16 protein-coding genes are annotated in these 19,201 nt (G+C 51.9%); 2 read left to right on the top strand and 14 right to left on the bottom strand.

What is annotated here, in order from left to right:
• Positions 1–2: 2 nt before the first annotated feature.
• From Q6A48_RS05275 to Q6A48_RS05215, 13 genes are all read right to left on the bottom strand, one after another.
• Positions 3–1,187 carry an STY4528 family pathogenicity island replication protein gene (locus Q6A48_RS05275; protein ID WP_080964368.1) on the bottom strand — a complete coding sequence of 395 codons (1,185 nt, stop codon included), beginning with the start codon at positions 1,185–1,187 and terminating at the stop codon, positions 3–5.
• Positions 1,184–1,732 carry a DUF2857 domain-containing protein gene (locus tag Q6A48_RS05270; RefSeq protein ID WP_047739035.1) on the bottom strand — a complete coding sequence of 183 codons (549 nt, stop codon included), beginning with the start codon at positions 1,730–1,732 and terminating at the stop codon, positions 1,184–1,186. The genes Q6A48_RS05275 and Q6A48_RS05270 overlap by 4 nt, the downstream gene beginning before the upstream one ends.
• Complete coding sequence (locus tag Q6A48_RS05265; RefSeq protein WP_047739034.1) at positions 1,729–3,312, bottom strand: ParB family protein; 1,584 nt, start codon at positions 3,310–3,312, stop codon at positions 1,729–1,731. Before Q6A48_RS05265 ends, Q6A48_RS05270 begins: the two co-directional genes overlap by 4 nt.
• A gap of 292 nt (positions 3,313–3,604) precedes the next feature.
• Entirely contained in the window at positions 3,605–4,447 is an 843-nt protein-coding gene (locus Q6A48_RS05260) for a ParA family protein (RefSeq protein ID WP_304552526.1), read from the bottom strand.
• Positions 4,448–4,451: 4 nt separating this feature from the next.
• Positions 4,452–4,667 (bottom strand): AlpA family transcriptional regulator, encoded by a 216-nt coding sequence (locus Q6A48_RS05255; protein ID WP_047739031.1) that lies wholly within the window; start codon positions 4,665–4,667, stop codon positions 4,452–4,454.
• Between the two features lie 112 nt (positions 4,668–4,779).
• Complete coding sequence (locus Q6A48_RS05250; RefSeq protein WP_080964367.1) at positions 4,780–5,529, bottom strand: hypothetical protein; 750 nt, start codon at positions 5,527–5,529, stop codon at positions 4,780–4,782.
• 708 nt (positions 5,530–6,237) lie between these two features.
• Entirely contained in the window at positions 6,238–6,528 is a 291-nt protein-coding gene (locus Q6A48_RS05245; protein ID WP_144419463.1) for a hypothetical protein, read from the bottom strand.
• A 312-nt stretch (positions 6,529–6,840) separates the two neighbouring features.
• A complete protein-coding gene (locus Q6A48_RS05240; protein ID WP_080964366.1) occupies positions 6,841–7,803 on the bottom strand; it encodes a GlxA family transcriptional regulator in 963 nt (320 codons plus the stop codon).
• Positions 7,804–8,012: 209 nt separating this feature from the next.
• A complete protein-coding gene (gene ydiJ, locus Q6A48_RS05235; protein ID WP_047739029.1) occupies positions 8,013–11,066 on the bottom strand; it encodes a D-2-hydroxyglutarate dehydrogenase YdiJ in 3,054 nt (1,017 codons plus the stop codon).
• 198 nt (positions 11,067–11,264) lie between these two features.
• Positions 11,265–11,687: an amidohydrolase family protein gene (locus Q6A48_RS05230; protein ID WP_369811667.1), complete on the bottom strand. Its 423-nt coding sequence runs from the start codon at positions 11,685–11,687 to the stop codon at positions 11,265–11,267.
• A 147-nt stretch (positions 11,688–11,834) separates the two neighbouring features.
• A complete protein-coding gene (locus tag Q6A48_RS05225) occupies positions 11,835–12,473 on the bottom strand; it encodes an RraA family protein (RefSeq protein ID WP_047739028.1) in 639 nt (212 codons plus the stop codon).
• Between the two features lie 33 nt (positions 12,474–12,506).
• Positions 12,507–13,481, bottom strand: a complete 975-nt coding sequence (locus Q6A48_RS05220) for a hydroxyacid dehydrogenase (RefSeq protein ID WP_047739027.1) — start codon at positions 13,479–13,481, stop codon at positions 12,507–12,509.
• Between the two features lie 10 nt (positions 13,482–13,491).
• Positions 13,492–14,841, bottom strand: coding sequence for an MFS transporter (locus tag Q6A48_RS05215; protein WP_080964365.1), 1,350 nt, complete (start codon positions 14,839–14,841; stop codon positions 13,492–13,494).
• A gap of 250 nt (positions 14,842–15,091) precedes the next feature.
• Between Q6A48_RS05215 and Q6A48_RS05210 the strand changes: the two genes are divergently transcribed.
• Both Q6A48_RS05210 and hisN read left to right on the top strand, forming a co-directional pair.
• Positions 15,092–16,564 carry an IclR family transcriptional regulator domain-containing protein gene (locus tag Q6A48_RS05210; protein ID WP_160310730.1) on the top strand — a complete coding sequence of 491 codons (1,473 nt, stop codon included), beginning with the start codon at positions 15,092–15,094 and terminating at the stop codon, positions 16,562–16,564.
• A gap of 155 nt (positions 16,565–16,719) precedes the next feature.
• On the top strand, positions 16,720–17,511 hold the full coding sequence (gene hisN / locus Q6A48_RS05205) for a histidinol-phosphatase (protein WP_047739023.1): 792 nt from the start codon (positions 16,720–16,722) through the stop codon (positions 17,509–17,511).
• Between the two features lie 144 nt (positions 17,512–17,655).
• On the opposite strand, the gene Q6A48_RS05200 is transcribed toward hisN, so the two are convergent.
• Positions 17,656–19,002, bottom strand: a complete 1,347-nt coding sequence (locus Q6A48_RS05200; RefSeq protein ID WP_047739022.1) for an aspartate aminotransferase family protein — start codon at positions 19,000–19,002, stop codon at positions 17,656–17,658.
• Positions 19,003–19,201: the final 199 nt, after the last annotated feature.

The following is a 19,201-nucleotide window of genomic DNA, read 5'->3' as shown; positions in this document are numbered from 1 at the left end:
CACTAACGTCCAGGATGTTTCCCACGCAATTGGCGCAGTTCATTCAAGCACGCTTGAGCGAGGGCGGAGGCGGGCTCACCTTTCTTTCGGGTGGTCCGCGCTGGTGTTGATTGCGAGACTGTAACCGGCGTCGGTTCTGCCTGACCCGCCCACGGATGAAAGTCGCCTTTCAGCGCGCGCTGGATCAGGCCCATCAGATAGGCCGCAGGTTTGCGGATGCCGCCGGCGGCACAACGTGCTCCAGCTTCGTTGAGCACCGCCTGCCTCTCTGTCGGCTTGAGCTTATTCAGCGCCACGATGACGGCCTGCCGTTCGTTCGGGCTCAGGTGCAGCGTGGTGGGCCAGAACATGTTATCCGCCGCTGGGTTCGCGTGCGGTACTGTACAAATACTTTCTTTTAATACTGTACAAGCGGCGTTCAGATTCCGAACGTCGCCGGAAACACTGGTTTCTACACCTGGTTCGGAATTCGAACGAAGTGCAGCACGACTCCGAACGGAGTGGTCGCCGCCTTGTTCGGAATCGTCCAGCGAACCTTCTGTTTTCAAGTTAGGGTTCTGATCTACCCACCGATCACCCCAAGTGTCGAGGCGGGTGGGAAGATGGCTCAGGTCGATACTGGTATCCAGTCCGATTTCATCCAGAAGGTGCTGAGCGACGATACGTACAGCCTTGGTGGCATGATTGAGGCAATGTCCAACCAGCTCCAGATAATCCTGGTCCAGTTCCATGGCTTCGGCGGGAGTTAATGGTTCATCGTGCAGAACATACAAGGAGCCTTGCAGACGTCCACTAACCTGATCACGCCCGCGACTCACCAAGCTGAGCCAACGAGTGAGCCTGAGCATCGTCAATACGCGAGCGATGGTTTCACGCGAGGCTGAGGTCCCATAGGGGATACTCGAAAGATACGGTTGCAGATCCTCATAGCGCGGTGTCACCAAGCCTTGGTCTTGCAGCATGAGTCGAAAGACCTGCCAGGCATTGCGCTCCAAAGGCGTCAAACGATTATCCAGCAGCAAACGACGCGGTACGACTTCGTGTGATTGGCCACTGAACAAAAATCCAGCCTGCAGAGCTTGGTTGGAGGGTTTCTCGATTGAAGGGCGAGTAGGCCAGCGTTCACTCAATTGCTGGGCACATTGCTGCAGGACACGCTGCCAGCGGCTGAGCGGGACGATGTTCATGTTTTTCTGCTGTAGTGCTCGATCTGCTGCCAGACGATGGTCAAGCTGATCTGTTGTTCCTCAGCCAACATCATCATGGCGTCGAGCTGATCTTCGGTAGGGTCTTGGGCCCGTAGCTGACACCAGCGTTGCCACAGTGCGTGTTCTTGCGCTTCGCTCAAATTCTGCGGTCGTCCCTTGCGCGTTTCTATTTTGAGCAGACGTCGACGCATCGCGGTTTCCGAGTGAGCCAGACCGAAGGTCTGGTACATGATAGTGCTGCTGGCGCCGAGCTTCAGAGCTCGATTGATCAAGCGCTCATTCTGCTCATCGCGATCAGCCTGCTCGATTAGCCTGTGTAGCACCGGCGAGTCGATCTTGACCTCGACCCAAGGTACGCTCGCGTGTGCCAAGCGTGCCAGAGTGGTCGGCGGCAGGGACTGCAACAAGTAGATGTCATCCTCACCCAGCCCTAACGCTTTGCAGCGCTGCAGATTACCCAACCGCAGCTCATGCAGTACCTGAGTCAACATGGCTTGGTTGAGTACGTTGAAAGACAAGCTCATGGCAGTTCCTCCGGTGAGTCGTCTTCAGGCGTCAATGTTAAATCGATCAGGCGTCGGGCCAGGCGAATCAGGCGATACAGCTTGATCAGCAAATGATCCGGCAGGCGTTCCAACCCCACGTCCATGGTTGGTTGATCTGCCAGGGGTAACTGATAGACACCCAGCAACAACTGCCCAAACAGAGCTGAGGGCAATAGTTTTCGATCCTCCCAGTCCACCTCGTCTTGAGCACGCAACAGGGCTAGGAGCAGCAGGTGGATACCGGTCGCACGAGGTGTCGTCAGATCAACCTGTTCCATGTCGAGGATGAAACCCAATCCGTCCTTCTGATTGATGATAATTTCGGGTCGCCCGGCATAGGCTGCCATCTCCTTCGCTAGCGCAGCGATGGCTGAACGCAGTTGTTCGGGGGTATCCAGCGCAGGGGGGATGTTCCAGATATCGTCACTTGTGCCGGGTTCGACTTCTCCCACTGGTTCGGCGAACGTCTCGTGATCGATTTGGTTGCGAATCTGTTGAACGCGCGATGGAGGGCTAAGCTCTGGTGTGAGCTTGGCCTGAGGCAGTGTGGGAAGCTTTTCCGTAGGATCGGTCTTCGATTGGTGCTTATGGTCAGAGGGTTCGAGCTCAGAGCGAAAAGGGGGGGCTGTTGCCTCTTCTTCACTTGGCGGAAGCGTTTGCGTTACTGGTATGGTCATGGCAACGCTTGGTATCTGCGGAGGGCGTTGGTTATCGCTCAGCTCCAAGGCCAGCATGCGATAGGACTGCCCGAGCGGTTGGCTCATTCGCTCGAGCAGTTCATCCTGGATCCGCTCAAGGTCGAAGGATTCGGGCTCGGCATCAAAAGAAGCTAGGGTGTCCAACCAGAGCTCGGTGAACTCAAAATTATTGGCCGGATAGCGATTCCAGGTTTTTTCTGCCTGGCTACGAAGACCGATCAGGCGTTCGATTTGCGACTTACCCAATCCTGCATACAGTGTTTGTGGAATAGCTGGCAGTAAATATTCCAGGGTGTCGAGCATCCGGCTGATATGCGATTGTGAAATTGGATAGCCCCCGGAAGCGAGGCGTTTTGCCAATTCACGCTGCGATAGTGCCCCCCCATCCTGTTCAAACATGGTCTTGAGTTTTGCAACGGCGAGGGCACGTTCGATGAAGGTGAGTTGGCCATGCAAATCGCTTTCCGCCAGATGACCGAGCAGGGCAGTGGCTTCATTGGTCCAGGGTCGAAACAGGCAGTGGATACGAAAGAAGCGTTCGTCGTGAGTCTCTTGCCATAGCTCTCCGAGAATCGCCAAGCGGGTGTTGCCGCCGTTGCGGATGATGAAGGTTGGCTCACCCGGGCGGCGGGTGATCGGCGGTGGCTGATCCAACCCTCGCTCGCGGATTGAGGCTTTGATATCGTCGTACAGCGGATTACGAATGAATCGTGGGTTCAAGTCGTAAGGGCGTAGCTGTTCTAACGTTACCAGCATGGGTGTGTCGGTGATCGGATCGGATGGTTGCTTCTGGTTCGGCCCTTGTGGGAAGTGGTCTTGCTGCAGCTTGTCGGTGATCTCCTTCTGACTGGGTTTTTTCATTGGAAAAACCTCAGCTAACGCCGGCCGCGCAAGTGGTCACCTATCTCAAACTCAACGACCTCGGCCGTACCCGATCCTTCGAAATGTTGGGAGAGTTCTGCGAGGAACCACCCCACAGCCGAGCGGCCTCCTTGGAGGCGAAAGACCACGGTGCAGTACTCATCGCTAGGAGGTGGCTCGGATAGTTCGGGCGGTGGAACGATGATATGGCAGTGATTCAGCATTACAGAACTCCTTGGCTAGCGCTTGCTCATCAAAGGCTGATGCAACAACGATGACGACGCGAGAAGTGTCATGATCGAACCAGCGGGCCGCTTACTGAGCAAATGGCTTGGCGCCACTCAGGAAACAACTCGATGGCCAGGGTTTGTATGGTTTCCAAGGCCGAGGCAGAACGCCGGCCAATGGGACGCCGAGCTTCGACACGATGAACGGGTAGACCCAGGGAAGCTGCATTCAAGTAGGCCACGCGATCGGGAATTACGGTCTGCAGGACCTGGATGGCTGAAGTCCCGATGAACGTTTCGCGCAGGCTGCGCATGATCATGCGAGTGTCCGATTTGATGTCGTCCACTTGATTCAACAAAAGCCTCAGGGGTGGTGGAGCGATGCCCAGGTGGCGAAATGGCTCAAGTTCGTTGAGCAGTTTCAAGGTTCCACGGCGTAGTTCGCGGGCGGCTAGCATTTCCGGAGTGATAGGTGAGAGAGCAAGATCGGAGGCCAATATGGCCATCTCCAGCAGAACGCTCCGCGCACCTTGGGTATCGATCAGAAGCAGATCATAGTGGGGGCGGAAAGTATCGAGCAGGTTACGCAGTCGGAGGCGTCCGTCAGGGGCATGCAACAGCAACGTGCTCAGTCGACCTTGATCATCGTTGGAGAGGATCAGGTCGAGTCCGGTGATCGCGGTTGAGGAAATGATCTGGGCAGGATCTGTCAGGTTAAGTGCGAGTAGTTCGTAGGCGCCCGACGGAGCCACATGGTTCAACACGTAGTAGCTGGAGAGGGTGGGCTGGCTGTCCAGATCCAGCAGTAGTACGCGCTGCCCAGCGTCGGCCAGAAGACCTCCTAGATTGGCGGCGACTGTGCTTTTGCCTACTCCACCTTTCGTGGAAACCACCGATACCACGCGCATGGCATCAGACCTGCTGCGCCAAGCGCTCGGCTATCCATTTCTCAATTTCCAGCGAGTCCCAACCCACCGCTCGCATACCGATGCGCTTAGCCTGAGGGAACTTGCCTTCCTTCATCAGGTTGTAAATATGCGCTCGTTTGAAGCCGGTTTTCCGTTCCACCTCATCGCGTCGCATTATGTGGCGTTCGAACTGTGGTTGAGGCTCCGCAATGGTGGACATGGTGGCCACTCCTATCGTCAATTGGCGCTTGGTGGGAAGTGACCTGAATTGAAGTGCAAAAAAAGACAGGAGTCATTGCGCCGCAACAGGAGTGATTGCAATGCAATCCGTCTCAGTGATTTATGAGGTTGCGTTTACCGGCAGCGAATTTTTCGTCTAGCGTACGCTTGGTTATGCCCGGTACGTTTTTATAGTGAGCGGTTAGTGCGTCAACAATGGCCGCCTGGGACTGAAAAGCTGACAATGGTTTCCCTGATGGGGAGTGACCGAGGAACAGATTGACCATCGCCCCGATAATATTGAGATAGACGGATTCGCTGCGATCGCTGACTTTACGATTGGACTTGAGCAAGTCATGGATGCTCTTGCTTTCCAATCCAATGGCGTCAAGGTCCTTAAGCAATTGTTGATGAGCTGTTTCCAAACTCTTTATTCGAACTTTCAATGCGTCCCGATCACCTTGCAATGCTAAGTATGTTGCAATGCTAATACCTACTTTTTGATTGTGCCGCTTCTCAAAGAGAAACGCTGGTCGTTGGTCAGGATAATATCGCGACATCCAACGTTTTAGGTCAGTATGGCGGACGGTTACGTGGTCGTATAAAACAGGAGTGCCCATGGCTACTGGCACGCCGAAACATCCATACGCGAGCTCGCCGTGTTGAATGGCATCTAAAATTTTTTCCGTATTCGCATGCAGGCATGGCCATTGCGGGAAGCTGGTTTTGAGCCTGCTTGGGCCGTGCTGAGCTACCTCGAGTATCTCTCTTTCGTAGTTAATTAAGTTGCACCAGCGCAAGGCTGCATCAATAGGCCTATAAAAAAGTTTTTCGTAGGGGTTGCAGCTTTGAGTTGAATACATAAAGAGAGTCACTCCATTGAAATATTTTGCTCCTGATCCTGAAGGTTAAAGTATGATTTGGGGTGTAAACACCGATTTTCAAAATATAATGCTTTCTCGCTAAGGTTGGGGTGTGTGGTTTTCGTTTCGTAGTGGTGGATTTGAAAGGTTTGTTGTTGTGGGTAGAGCCATGGAAAGGTAGTTTATTTCGTGTTGTGAGGTTCGTTATTATGTGGCTTTGAGTGTGCTGGAGAAGATCAGGAGTTTGAAACAGCTGGTGCGAACGGGCTTGTATAGTTATACTTGTTAAAGGGTAATAAGTGCGTTGCTTTTTGTTTATATGGGTCAGATCTTCGCTAGCGTCTTATCGGAAGGTAAGCCTATATAAATTAATGTTCTTCAGATAACTCTATTACATTCGTTCGTCGCGAAAATGTCAAATTGTTGACTATTTCCGCCAAACGCAACTCGGTTATCGAATAAAGCTCCCGCAAAGGGGCCTGATTGCCAAATTTAGGCGCCTATAGGCTGCCGTCATAACGAGCCAGTAGATGTGGATAACTAAGTTTTTCCACTGCTATGGAACGTCTAGATTCATACGTAAATGCGTATCGAACCGGCATCCGGATACGAACCTTGAATGCGGTAGAAATCCGAAGAATTTTGGTTTGGGTTTGGGTTTGGGTTTTAAGGCTTGTAGTTGTGTGCTGTGAAAGTCGCAAAGCAGCCTCACTCCAAGGTGCTAAATGTTTCTTCAAAGTAGAGCTTCGAGCATCTGGAAACTAATAATGTGAGGAGGTCCTGCAATGATTCAGAGGAAAAATGATTGCGCATTGAGGCCGTATCAAGCCAGGTAAATTTTATAATCCAGCCGCCGGAGCTTGTAGTTGGTGTGAGGTTGTATTTAACGCAGTGTGGCGAAATCCGTTTTATATTGTTTAGTAAGGACAGGATCTCCATGTGCAGGTCATCATCCATTTGTGCTTGTAGCTCAATCGTATTGATTGCCAGTTTTAACATGTAAAGGTCTCTGACGCTGAGAATGGCAGGAAGTATTAGCGTGTTATTTGTAGAGGCTAAATACTGATTTTGAATCTCTACATTCAGGTCTATTCTGTACGAGTGTCAGAATATTTTTTAGATAGGAATAATCTATAGAGGATTTTTTGCGAGGATATGACAAAAGATTGATCATGTCCGCCAGGTTGGGGGTTGTGGCTCATGGAAAGCAAGCCTTTAGGGGGGCGTCATCGATAGATGAGATCATTAAGTATGTGGAAAATCACTGCTATTTGGAGGAATGAACATCGCTACGTTATAGCGGTGAAAATGTTATTGGGTCGATTTGAAGCGAGCGCGATATTCTTTTGGTGTGGTGCCAAATTTTTTCAAAAATCTTCTAATTAGTGTCGATTCCCTACCCAGTCCGCAGTGCTTGGCTATAGTCTTGAGCGGTTTTTTTGAGTTTGTAAGCATATCGCGAGCCGCGTCTAGTCGGAGGAGCTCTACCGTTTTGCTTGGCGTTCTATCCATGGATTCTGAGTACTTACGTATAAATGTTCTTTCGCTCATGTTCATGAAGTTCGCGAGCACAGGCACTGTTAAGTCGGTGCCTAGATTTTCATTAATCCATGCGTGCAAGTCTGAGAACTGGCTACTCTTCGATTGCAAAGTCAAGGCAGAGCTGAATTGATTCTGATCGCCCGGGCGTTTGAGAAACATTACCAAATGTCGAGCAACCTCTAGTGCAACGGTGTGTCCTAGGTCCTCCTCAACGATCGCTAACGCTAAGTCAATACCTGATGTGACGCCTGCAGACGTCCATATGTGTTCATCATTAATAAATATAGGACCGCGCTTAACTATTATTGAAGGAAAGCTTCTCTCCAAATCGTCGTACGCGGACCAGTGAGTGGTTGCTTTTCTTCCGTCCAGTTTTCCAGCATAAGCTAACGCGAATATGCCAGTGCAAACAGAAATCAAGCGCTTGGCTTTGTCTATATGATGTATAAAGTGTGTGGTGAACTTCGGGTCTTTGTAGAAGTCATGTATACCTGGTCCGCCGGGTATGATTAAAGTATGTGGGGAAAGGGTTTCTGCTTGCAGAGTTTCAGTAAGTATTGATAAATTCGAGCATATCTCAGTGGTCTGGTTCAATGCTAAAATAGAAATTGTGTATGGTTGATGATCGGAGCGTGAAAAGCGGTTGGCTGCCATGAACACGTCGAGGGGGCCTGCCAAATCAAGCAAACTTACTTCCGGATAGGTGATGAATTGTATGGATTTAGAACGCATCACAGGTACTCCATGAGAACAATCTGGATTCCTTCATCTGGCGACTCACTAAGTGATTTTGAGTGATCGAGCGGTCCCCCGCAATAGATAGCTGATACAGGTGAACGTTTTTTCGCGAAATGAACCCAGGCCGGGAGCTGAGCGGCAATGAAGCTACTGCCTAGCGGTTTACTCGTGCCCCGGCATGAGATTTCGCGATCCACCATTGGTCAGGCAGTATGATCTCTAACAACAGCGAGCAGCGCCTGTAGCGGATGCAGGACGGTCACACCATCCTGTCGTTTCACTTGGCTTCGGCAAGAATATCCGTCGGCCAATAATCGGCCTGAAACATTGAACTTAGTCACAAGCGGCCTCCAGGATTGTTTGTAAATCACCACAGAAGTTCCAGCGTTCTTTTTCTCATGCCCGTAGGTGCCGGACATGCCACAGCATCCGCTGGCTTGTACGCTCAGTTTCAGCCCCATTCGCTCATAGACTTGCTGCCAAAGAACGACACTGCTGGGCTCATTTGTTTTTTCAGTGCAGTGGGGAAGAAAATAATAAGGTGCGGCATCTTTGATGCTCTGTGATTGTGGAAGCGCACCCGCTAGCCACTCTTGGGGCAGTAGAACGGTGGGCGTTTTGTCGCTGCTCAGCGTTTTCGCATACTCCTGGCGATACACCAGCGTCATCGCAGGATCGAGTCCAACCAACGGTATTTCGTATCGCTGAAGCTGAAGCAAAGCTGCACTGTTGAAACGTGCCGCTTTTTCAAAAGCCTTGATAAAGCCTTGCACTTGAAGCGGCTTACCGTTGGGGGCAAAAGGCGCGATGTAAACCTGGTAGCCAAGCCTTGAGATCAGTTCGATCCAGTCCGACAGCACAGGGGTTTCAAAATAACGGGTAAAGGCATCCTGGACGATGATTACGCTGCGAGCACGCTGCTGCTTACCCAATGTCGACAGAAGCTTTGGCGTTGTAATCTGAACGTTCCAACGACGGCATACAGCGTCGAAGTCCGTGATGCTGAACAGTGGGCTGTCGACCATTCCGGCCACGTGCTCAAGAATGAAGCGCACAGGGCGGGCGCTCATGACGAAGTTGTACATACGGGGGGCACGAGCGATGTAGGGAATCGTGTATTCCAGCGAGCCGATTAGGTAGTCTTTCAACGGGCGCAGATAGCGACTGTGATACAACTCTAGAAACCGAGAGCGAAATTCAGGCACGTTGACTTTGACGGGGCATTGCCCCGCGCAGGATTTACACGCAAGGCAGCCAGTCATTGCCTCATAGACTTCGTGGGAAAAGTCTTGCTGTCCTATCTTTTGCGCGACTGAATTGACGGTTCGTTTTGCGATACTGAAGATGTTACTGGTTGATCGAATTTGATCACTCGGCGCCAACACATCAACGCCTTGTCGGCCCTGAAGTCTCAGCCATTCGCGAATCAACGAGGCACGTCCTTTCGGTGAGTGAACGCGGTCACGGGTGCCTTTCCATGAGGGGCACATGGCGTCGTCTGGGTCAAAGTTGTAGCAGGCGCCATTCCCGTTGCAGTGGACAGCAGCGTCGTAGCTTCGCCATACGCGTTCGTCGATTGTCCGGTCTAAGTCGCCTCGTAACTCAACGCCATCTACCTGAGTGAGCCGAGCTTCAGGTACCGTCTTGGGGGTCGCGATTTTTCCAGGGTTAAGTTGGTTGTACGGATCGAAGGCAGCCTTCAAATCCTGTAGCGCAGGGTAAAGGTCACCGAAGTAGTCTGGGACATAATGGGATCTCAACCCCTTCCCGTGCTCGCCCCACAACAAGCCGCCATGCTTCTGAGTCAGGGCGGCAACAGCGTCGGAAATGGGGCGGATCAGTGCAGCCTGGACGGGGTCTTTCATGTCGAGAATTGGTCGAACATGCAGTACGCCAGCATCGACATGGCCGAACATTCCGTATTGCAATTCATAGCTGTCCAACAACGCACGGAACTCCTGGATGAAATCCGCAAGATTCTCGGGAGGTACGGCGGTGTCTTCCACAAAAGGTTGCGGTCTCGCCTCACCTTTAACGTTGCCAAGCAGTCCAACCGCCCGCTTACGCATCGCGTAAATGCGCTTAAGTGCGTCGGCACCTATGGCGACCGTATGCCCCAAGCGCACCACGGAGGTGTCGCGCTGCAGATGCAAGACAAAGTCATGAACGGTCTGCTCGACGGAGGCTTTGTCTTCCCCGCTGAACTCAATGAGGTTGATGCCCAAGGTTGGTGTGCTTGGATCTTCAGGGAAGTATTCAGCGACGCCGTGCCAGACAATGTCCTTCATTGCCAGCATCAGGACTTTTGAGTCCACGGTCTCAATCGATAGAGGCTTGAGAAGCATCAACGCTTTTGCGTCGCGCAGAGCATCCATGAAGCCGGCGTACCGTACGTTGACGAGGATCGAATACTTCGGGATCGGCAACACGTTGAGTTTGGCTTCAACAATGAAACCCAGCGATCCTTCGGAGCCACACAGCACACTGTTGAGGTTGAATCTGTCGCCCTGCTCTCGAAGGTGCGCCAGGTCATAGCCGGTGAGGCAACGGTTCAATTTCGGAAAGGTTCGTTCAATCAGATCAGCCTGATTATCCGCAATGCCTACAGCACATCGATAAATCTCACCGATCCGATCCCGACGCGCAGTTTCTTGCATAAGAGCGCTTTTATCCACCACGCCGCTGTGGAGTAACGCACCGCCAAGCAACACCGTAGTAAGCTCCAGCACGTGGTCACGGGTTTTGCCGTAGCTGCAACTTCCCTGGCCGCTGGCGTCGGTGTTGATCATGCCGCCAATCGTTGCCCGGTTGGAGGTGGACAGTTCCGGCGCGAAAAACAGTCCGTAGGGTTTCAGCACGGCATTCAACTGATCCTTGACCACGCCACTTTGGACGCGCACCCAGCGCTCTTCAGCATTGATTTCAAGAATGCTATTCATGTGACGTGACAGGTCGACGACGATACCATCGGTCAATGACTGGCCATTGGTTCCTGTTCCGCCACCCCTTGGTGTGAGGACAACGGCTCTATGCTTGGGATCAGCCGCCAGCGTCGCAAGAATCTCAACGTCTTGAGCATCCAGTGGGAACACAGCTGCTTGAGGTAAACGTTGATAAATCGAGTTGTCAGTTGCAAGCACCGTCCGCTGGCCGTAGCTGTGGGCGACTTCTCCCCGAAACCCCGCTTTAGTGAGCTGCCTTAGAAATAAGCCGTATCTCGCGCTTTGATTTTTGGACGGAAGCAACCGTGCGATCATGATAAAACTCCAACCGGCATGCGGTTTTTTGACTAGCTAATTTGTCGGAACGGGAGGACGGCGATGCCTTTAGCCTGTATGGACGATCAGCCATCAAAGCCGTAAAGCTTGACCGCGCTTTCTCGAAGGATGAGTCGCCGGCCACCACCTTTGGGCACCCAAATCACTAGAAGATCGAGAATTTGGGCATCGTCGGGCTTATCGAATTTCATTATTGGGTGAGCCAATCGCTTTCCCACAACAACCTTCGGCTTTCAGTTTCACGAGGGCTGAACCAACGTGCCCAAAGTCAAAGTATTCAGGCGCGCCGCTCTTTGAGGTGTTGTAGGGAACGGACAATTTTGTCCGCACGCGACCTGTAGCGAGCAATCTTGAAATTGCCGAAAAGCCATCGGTCATGACGCCGCCGGGTTGAGCAAGTTGGCCCAGATGATCAATCACCAATCGGCATGGCAATTTGAGTAATTCGGATTCAAACCCCGGCAATTGATCATCTAGCGACACCAGCCGCACGAGCCAGTCGAGTTCATTGTCCCTTGAAACGAGGCGTTCCAGCTCCTCGATTTCGGTTCCGCCGAAGCTCAGGTGTAATCGAATACCTCTAACGCCAGCCTGATCCAGGCTACTGAGTTTTTACTCCCGTATTTTTATGTTTTTCGTTTTGTAATTTGACAATCCGCTACTTGCATGTGGTCGTAACGGTCGGTTTGAATGTGAGGGTTGTATAAAGGAGGCTTGATATGACCTCCCTTATGTCTTCACCGATCCTCAGCGAATGCTCGCTCGGACTTTTTCCCTGAAACTGTTCTCTATCCCATGCTGGACTTTGAGCTTCCCGGCGAGCGATGGAACCAAGTGGCGACTGATAACGATGATTCCATCTTTGTCTCCCAAAATTGCGTCGCCCGGGTTGCAAACCACATTTCCGCAAGCGACGGGCGCACCTACCTGCCCGGGGCCGTATTTGGATGGGCCGGCTGGATTCACGGCGCGCGCATAGGTCGGCAGCCCCATAGCGCTCAGCTCCTCCACATCTCGAACCGCGCCGTCGATGACCACCGCTGCGACGTTGCGAATCAGACAAACCTCACCCAGCAGATCACCAAAGACCGCACGGTTGGTTTCACCGTTGCCGTTGATCACTAGAACATCACCTGGCTTCGCATCGTCCAATGCCCTATGGATGGCGAGATTGTCACCTTCCCAAGTGAGGATAGGCAGTACCGTTCCGTAGAAAGAAGCCTTACCTGCAACATGGTGGATAGCGGAAGCCATCATTCCCAGGCGCTGCAATACATCGCCGATCAGTGCGACCGGGTAATGCGATATCTCTTCAATGTGTTCAAGGGATGCGCGTTCCCAATCTTCGCTCACGGTGATGCTTTCATCGGATACATTGATAAACATGGTGGCCTCGGCGTAAATCTGTCTAGAACGCTATTAGTTGAACGTTTTAGGTACGGGGTTGTTGACTGGGTGGAGCGGAGGGCCGCCGCGCAAGACAGCAGAAATAGCCTCTACTGCGCTCATGCCAACCCGAAGCAGTGATTCATTTGTTTGCCCGGCAACGTGGGGAGTGACGAGCAGGTTCGGAAGGTCAGCTACAGGGAACGTGTTGCAACTGAATGGGGTGATCATGTCCGTGTTTTCTGCAGCTAGAACGTCGATGCCCGCGCCACCCAGTTTGCCGCTGCGCAGGGCTTCAGCAACCGCTGCTTCATCGATGACTCCGCCACGGCTGGTGTTAATCAGGATGGCGCCTGTTTTCATCTTCTCAATTTCAGCCCCGCCAATGAGGTTCTCAGTGCCAGCCTGCAGGGGCACGTGGAGGCTCACGACGTCCGCTTGGGACAATAAGGTGTCGAGGTCTACCAAACGTTTATCAAAGCTAGAGTCATAAGCTGGGTCGGTTGCCAGCACTTTCATGCCGAAAGCCTCAGCCACAGGCGCAACATGCTGACCGATGTCGCCGAATCCGATCAAACCCAGAGTACGACCCTCAAGCTCAATACCTGTGAGGGACAGTCGATCTGCCGCCCAAATGTTGTTGCGAGTCTGATCCGTAGCCAGTTGGATCTTGCGGCCAATACCCAGCAGCAGAGCAAATACATGCTCCACAACACTTCTCCTGTTTGCGCCAGGTGTGTTGGTTACCCACACACCCAACTCGGCCGCCGCTTTGTAGTCGACGTTGTCGTAACCCGCGCCGTGTCGAGCAACGATACGCAGGTTCGGGGACGCAGCGAGCATCTCGGCAGAGATATGGCCACCGCGTAAAAATACGGCGTCTACGTAGTGCTGGATGTCTGCGTAGGTAACCGCGTCGGCGCCATAGCCGAGTCGAACTTCGCCTAAAGCGGAAAGCGCTTGTAATACATCGGGATGGATAGGGCTTGTCACATAAATCAAAGACATGATCGTCACCTTAGGAAAACTGGTGGGTATTGGCGTCATCGCCAGCCGCCGGCGCATTTTTACGAACAGTCGAGAGGACGATCAGTCCCAGAAGACCTGATGCGCACAGGATGAATGCGGGCGTGGACTGATTTCCGGTTGCGCCGATTAGCCAGGTAGCAAGGTATGGACCTGACCCCCCGCCAATAACGGCACCTACGCTATGTCCGAATGCGACGCCGGTATGGCGAATGTGCATCGGGAAAAACTCCGGCATGACTGAATAAGTACCCGCCTGGCAAAGGGCATACGGAATCATGCCGAGAGCAAGACCAGCCATTGCCAGATTGACCGAGCCTAGCTGCATCAGCATGAAGGACGGTATCGACACTACGGCGTACGCAGCGTAGGCATAGCGCAGGATGGATTTGCCGCCGCGATAAGAGCCGAGCTGGCCAGCGAGAGGAATCAAAAATGCGGCGAGGATGACGGCGATTAGAACGATGGTGGACGCTTCACCTTTTGAGTACCCCAGGATGGAGCTGAAGTAGGCCGCGATGAATACGGTGCCAATGTAGGTTCCAATGTTCTGAACCATAGCGATCATGATCACCTTGGCCAAAGGCCTGCGATAGTCGCGGATCAACTCAGCGAAAGGCTGGCCTTTTTTGACTTCTGCATCGTTTTTCTTAGACGCGAACTCCGGGCTGTCTTCGATGCTCAGTCGCATATAGAGACCAATGATCCCGAGCGGCAGCGCCAGCAGGAACGGGATACGCCAGCCCCAAGAAAGCATCTCCGGATCGGTGAGAGTCGCCGCAGCAAGACCCGCAATTGCAGCAGCCAAGCCTTTACCAAACTGAGCAATCGAGGGCAGGAAGGAAATGTACAAGGCGCGGCGTTTAGGCGGAGCCCACTCGCGGATGTAGCTTGCAGCTCCCCCGATTTCGCCACCAGCGGAGAAGCCTTGCAACATGCGCAGCACGACCAGAAGTATGGGCGCCCAGACACCAATCTGTGCATAGCCGGGCAGCAGACCGATAAGCGTGGCGGCAGCCCCCATCAGGGTGATGCTGGCAATCAGGCTGAAGCGTCTGCCTACCTTGTCGCCTAGCCAGCCGAAAGCAATAGCGCCGAGCGGCCTCACCAAAAACGCGGAGCCGAACACCAGGAAAGTGTTCAACAGGCCGGTCGCCGCATCATCTGAAGGAAAGAAAACCATGGCGAGGGTTGCAGCGACATATCCGTAGACGCTGAAGTCGTAATACTCGACAAAGGTTCCGAATACAGCGGCCCTCGTGGCCTTCTTGGCGTTCCTCGTCTGCTCCGTTTCTTCAACGGTCTGAACGACAGGCTCGGCCATAACGTTATTGTTGTTCATGGACACCTCGGATTATCGGACTTCTGTCCAATTCAAAAAATGGGACAGTGTCCAGCTTTTGTTTTGTCTAGATTCTAGAATCACGCCACGCTTGTCAACAGCCAGGTGCGATTTGCCGTTGGGCAGCTTTTGCCTCCAGAATGGGGCTCCCGAAACCTCGATTTGTCTAAAGATGGCTCAGTCAGAACGCTCTATTACCGCCTCTACAGCCACTACTCCTGCGTCCAGCCATACCAGGCTGATTGAGGTAGTGGACGCACTTGTCATGAGAACGGGCGGTGAGCCGTGGGGAGTGCGAGAGCTCGCAGCAGAGCTTTGCGAGAGTCGAAGTACCGTTAATCGGATTCTGGTCTCGTTGGTTGAAAATGGTTTTGCTATTGAGGTGGGAGTAGGCAAATACAGCCTAGGGCCAAGGTTATGCGTTCTTACGAAAGTGCTTGGCGATGCAAGTCTACTTCTGGGTTTGAGCGGGGCATCGTTGAGTGAGCTGGCTGATGCTTCACAATGCACTGCGCTCATTTCTGTGTACTGCCGTCTGAGTAATGGTTATTTCGTAGCTGCCTGCCGCGAAGCCAAAGCTACGCTCACATTCAGGCCTGAACTGGGCGTGATCTTTCCGCTTACATTCGGGGATATCGGTCGGCAGTTTGCTGAATTTATCGAAGCCGATTCTTTATCTTCAAATGTACAGGGTAATGCACGTGATACAGACTGCAATTCGAGGGCCTACGATGCCTTGGGACTGCTATCAGAGACAGAATTTCCCAGCGCATTATCGATTGTCACAAAGAGTCTCGCGAATGGGCTAGTCGTGTCAGTTTCTGTCCATTCCGTTGGTAACGTTGGGTCAAAAAAGACCTCGCAAATTGATGCAGATGTACAGCGAGTCGCTGAGCAAATAGAAGCGGCTGTAAAATGTCGAATTTTGGGTAGCCCTCAGCGAGTGCCTGACATACTGATCGAGGAGACGAAGTCCACCGTTACTCGTCTCGAAAGACTTTTACTATTGGCCTGCGCATTTCCGGATGGGCTGAAAAACTCTGTGGGTTTGACTGATCAGCTCTTATGCAATGAGGCGACTGCTAAACGATTGATACAATCTGGAGTCCAGGCGGGTATTGTCAGTCTATCTGGCTCAACCTTGTTTCCTGGCTCAAAACTCTATCGATGGGCGTCCAAGATTGGCGGCGATCATCGCAACCTCGCTGATCTCACCCGGCCAATTTTGTCAGGATTAGTCCAGGAAACCGGTGAGACGATCGCGTTACTCGCCTATGACGAAGCTACTGAAAAAGCTGAGTTTCTTGACGTAATTCAAGGATGGCGACCGATTCAGTACAAGCTGCAGGTCAACGTGGCAGTACCGCTTTATGCCGGTGCAGCTGGTAAAGCTGTATTAGCTTTCTGTGATCAAAAATTAGTCGATTCTATCGAGCTTGAAAAAATTACAGAGGCAACCATTACTTCTCGTGAAGTGCTCAAGACGGAGTTAAAGGTCATTCACGAAAGAGGCTGGGCCACAGGTGACGGTGAGCGTGTACTCGGCGCATTCGGCTTGGCTGTGCCATTTTTTGCAGATGGTAAAATTCGCGGGTCAATTTCGGCTACGATTCCTCAGTACCGCAAAGATGAGCGTGATCTTCCATCGCTAACTCAGTTGATGCGCGAGGCTACTAAAAAGATAGAGCGACTTCTATCTTTGGGTGTGAACCTGGATCGGTGAGCTGCAGGCGACTGCTAAGTCTTGGCTCATCAAGTTATTTTGGTTTGAGTACAAAGTTCCCTTTGAGGGTTTGTTTGTGGAAGATATGAAGCTGTTGGGCTTAAAATATGCCTCGGACTTTTCCAAGTCCTTATGCCAAACCGAGGTGAGCGTCGATGACCATCAGTGCAGCGCAGACTGCTGAGTACCAAGCGTTTGCAGAGCAGCTAGCTGAGGCTGCCGCCGATGCTATTCAGCCCTACTTTCGAGCAAAACTAGATGTCGAGGATAAGGGTGGGCGGGTCTTCGATCCTGTCACCTTGGCCGACAAGGCTGCTGAACGAGCCATGCGCGAACTGATTCAGGATCGGTATCCCCAACACGGAGTTCTTGGTGAGGAGGAGGGCTCAATCGTAGGTTGCAGTGAGCTGACTTGGGTGCTCGATCCCATCGACGGTACCCGAGCTTTTATTACCGGCTTGCCACTATGGGGGACGCTAATAGCCCTAAACGATGGTCAGCGTCCTGTGCTCGGCGTGATGAATCAGCCGTTCACTGGCGAGCGCTACATAGGGACTTCGGATGGTGCTTGGTGCAATGGTACGAAACTGCAGACACGCTTATGCCAAGGTCTTTCCTCAGCAACACTGATGTGCACAACACTCGATATGTTCGATTCATCTGTACGGCGAGATGCTTTTCAATCCGTGGCAAATCAGGCGCAGTTAGTTCGCTTCGGTGGTGATTGTTATGCGTACTGCATGCTGGCTTCGGGTTTCGTTGATGTGATTATCGAGGCCTGTCTTCAGCCTTACGACGTTCAGGCCCTGATACCGATCATCGAAGGTGCCGGTGGGGTGATTACTACCTGGGATGGGAGCGCAGCTCAGAACGGCGGGGCTGTCGTTGCCTGTGGTGATCCGGCATTGCATGCCCAGTTAGTGGAGCTGCTCAGGCACGCTGTTTAATTTGGGAGCAGGACACTGGCTTGGGCTCTTCAGGTACCTTGTACGTCCATGCACAAGAAAAAGTAAATTGTGGGATTCCAAATGCCTATGACAATCAACGGTAGTCATAGGCATCGAAGGCTTAATAATTGGCCTGCCTAAAACTCAGTCCTTGGCGTAAATAAGGCGTATGATGTCTTTAGTGGTCTCGATGTAGCCATCGACATCCTCGTCCGTCATAGGAAGCGTAAGTCCGACTTGGCCACGGTGGACTGGGTAGTAGCCACGAGTAGCCATTTCCAATGCATAGATACTCATACTGTTCTCGTCAATTTTGTGCCAGTAGTCACGGTGAGTGTTAATGGTCTGACCGAGCTCTTTAGTGAACGCATAAGCAAATACCGAGAAAGATCCGAACACGGTAAATGGGTATTTGGACTCCTTGGCCCAAGTATTCAGCTCGGATTTGATCTTCGCCGCCATTTCGTTGAGTCGTGCATATGCCTTCCTATCCATGGCTTTAAGGCAGGCAATGCCTGCTGCGCAGGCCAATGGGTGACCATGGTGGGTGCCTGAGATCATGACCTGATTTTCCTCGATTACCCGAAAAACCTCTTTGCTGCCGCCCACTGCGCCAATTGGCAGGCCGCCACCGATCATTTTCCCGAGGACGGTCAAATCTGGCTTGATTTGATACTCACTTTGCAGACCTTTGAAGTTCGCACGTAGTGTTATGGTTTCATCAACGATTAGCAAGATGCCCAGCTCTTTAGTAAGGGCTCGAAGCTTTTGTACAAAATTTTTATCCAGCTCTACAATTCCGCCCGCGCAAGTCTGCAATTCCATAATCAAACATGAAATTTCGTCCGCATTGCCACGAAGGATTTTTTCGCAGGACTCAAAATCATTTTGGGTCAGAACAATGATGTTATCGCTTTTATAGGCAGGAATGCCGTCGGAATCTGGAAGTGCTTTCGGATTAGTATCCGGGCCAGGGAAATTGTTCGGGTTAGGGTGGGCGGAAATCGCCAAGTCATCTGAAAAGCCGTGGTATCCGCCCTCAAATTTTGCAATCTTTTTACGAGCTGTATAACCTCTAGCGATACGCACGGCACTCAAACATGCCTCGCTTGCAGAGCAAAAAAACTTTACCTGTTCAACAGAATCGATGCGCTCACAAATCAGCTTGGCCAGATCAAGTTCGTGGTTGGTAGGATTCCCGAATGAGAAACCATTGGGTAGCGTTTCCTGAATTGCTTTTATAATCGCTGGGTGATTATGACCTAGTACATTGGTAGCGAAATTATTATTGAGGTCGAGAAGTTTTTTACCTTCGATGGTATGAAGGTATTGAGCTTCGCCTTTATCGACGAAAATCGCATGTGGGCCATAGCCAAATGTGCGCCTGCTAAAACCTCCCGGAATGTATTCCTTTCCTTTCGAGGTTTCTTTCTTGGAAAGAGAAAAGGCTTCAGAGAAATTTTTTAGCGATTGCTGGTAATTAAGCTTCATGGCTATTTCCAAGTTTACTTAGATTATGGTTGTTTTTGATTGGTTCTCAGGCTTTGCCAATAGTTTAGGTGCATTACGTTTTTAGTTTTCGACACCAGAATTGAAGGTCATGAGGCTTTGCTTGTCCTCACAAATACAGCTTCGGCTCCTGTGCACTTGACGAAAGCTAAGGTCATAGTATTTTGACAATTAGTACGTG

The organism is Pseudomonas citrullilanati (assembly GCF_030580855.1).
In the GTDB taxonomy this organism is placed as follows: Bacteria; Pseudomonadota; Gammaproteobacteria; order Pseudomonadales; family Pseudomonadaceae; genus Aquipseudomonas; species Aquipseudomonas citrulli.
This window is presented reverse-complemented; position numbering and strand designations above follow the sequence as displayed.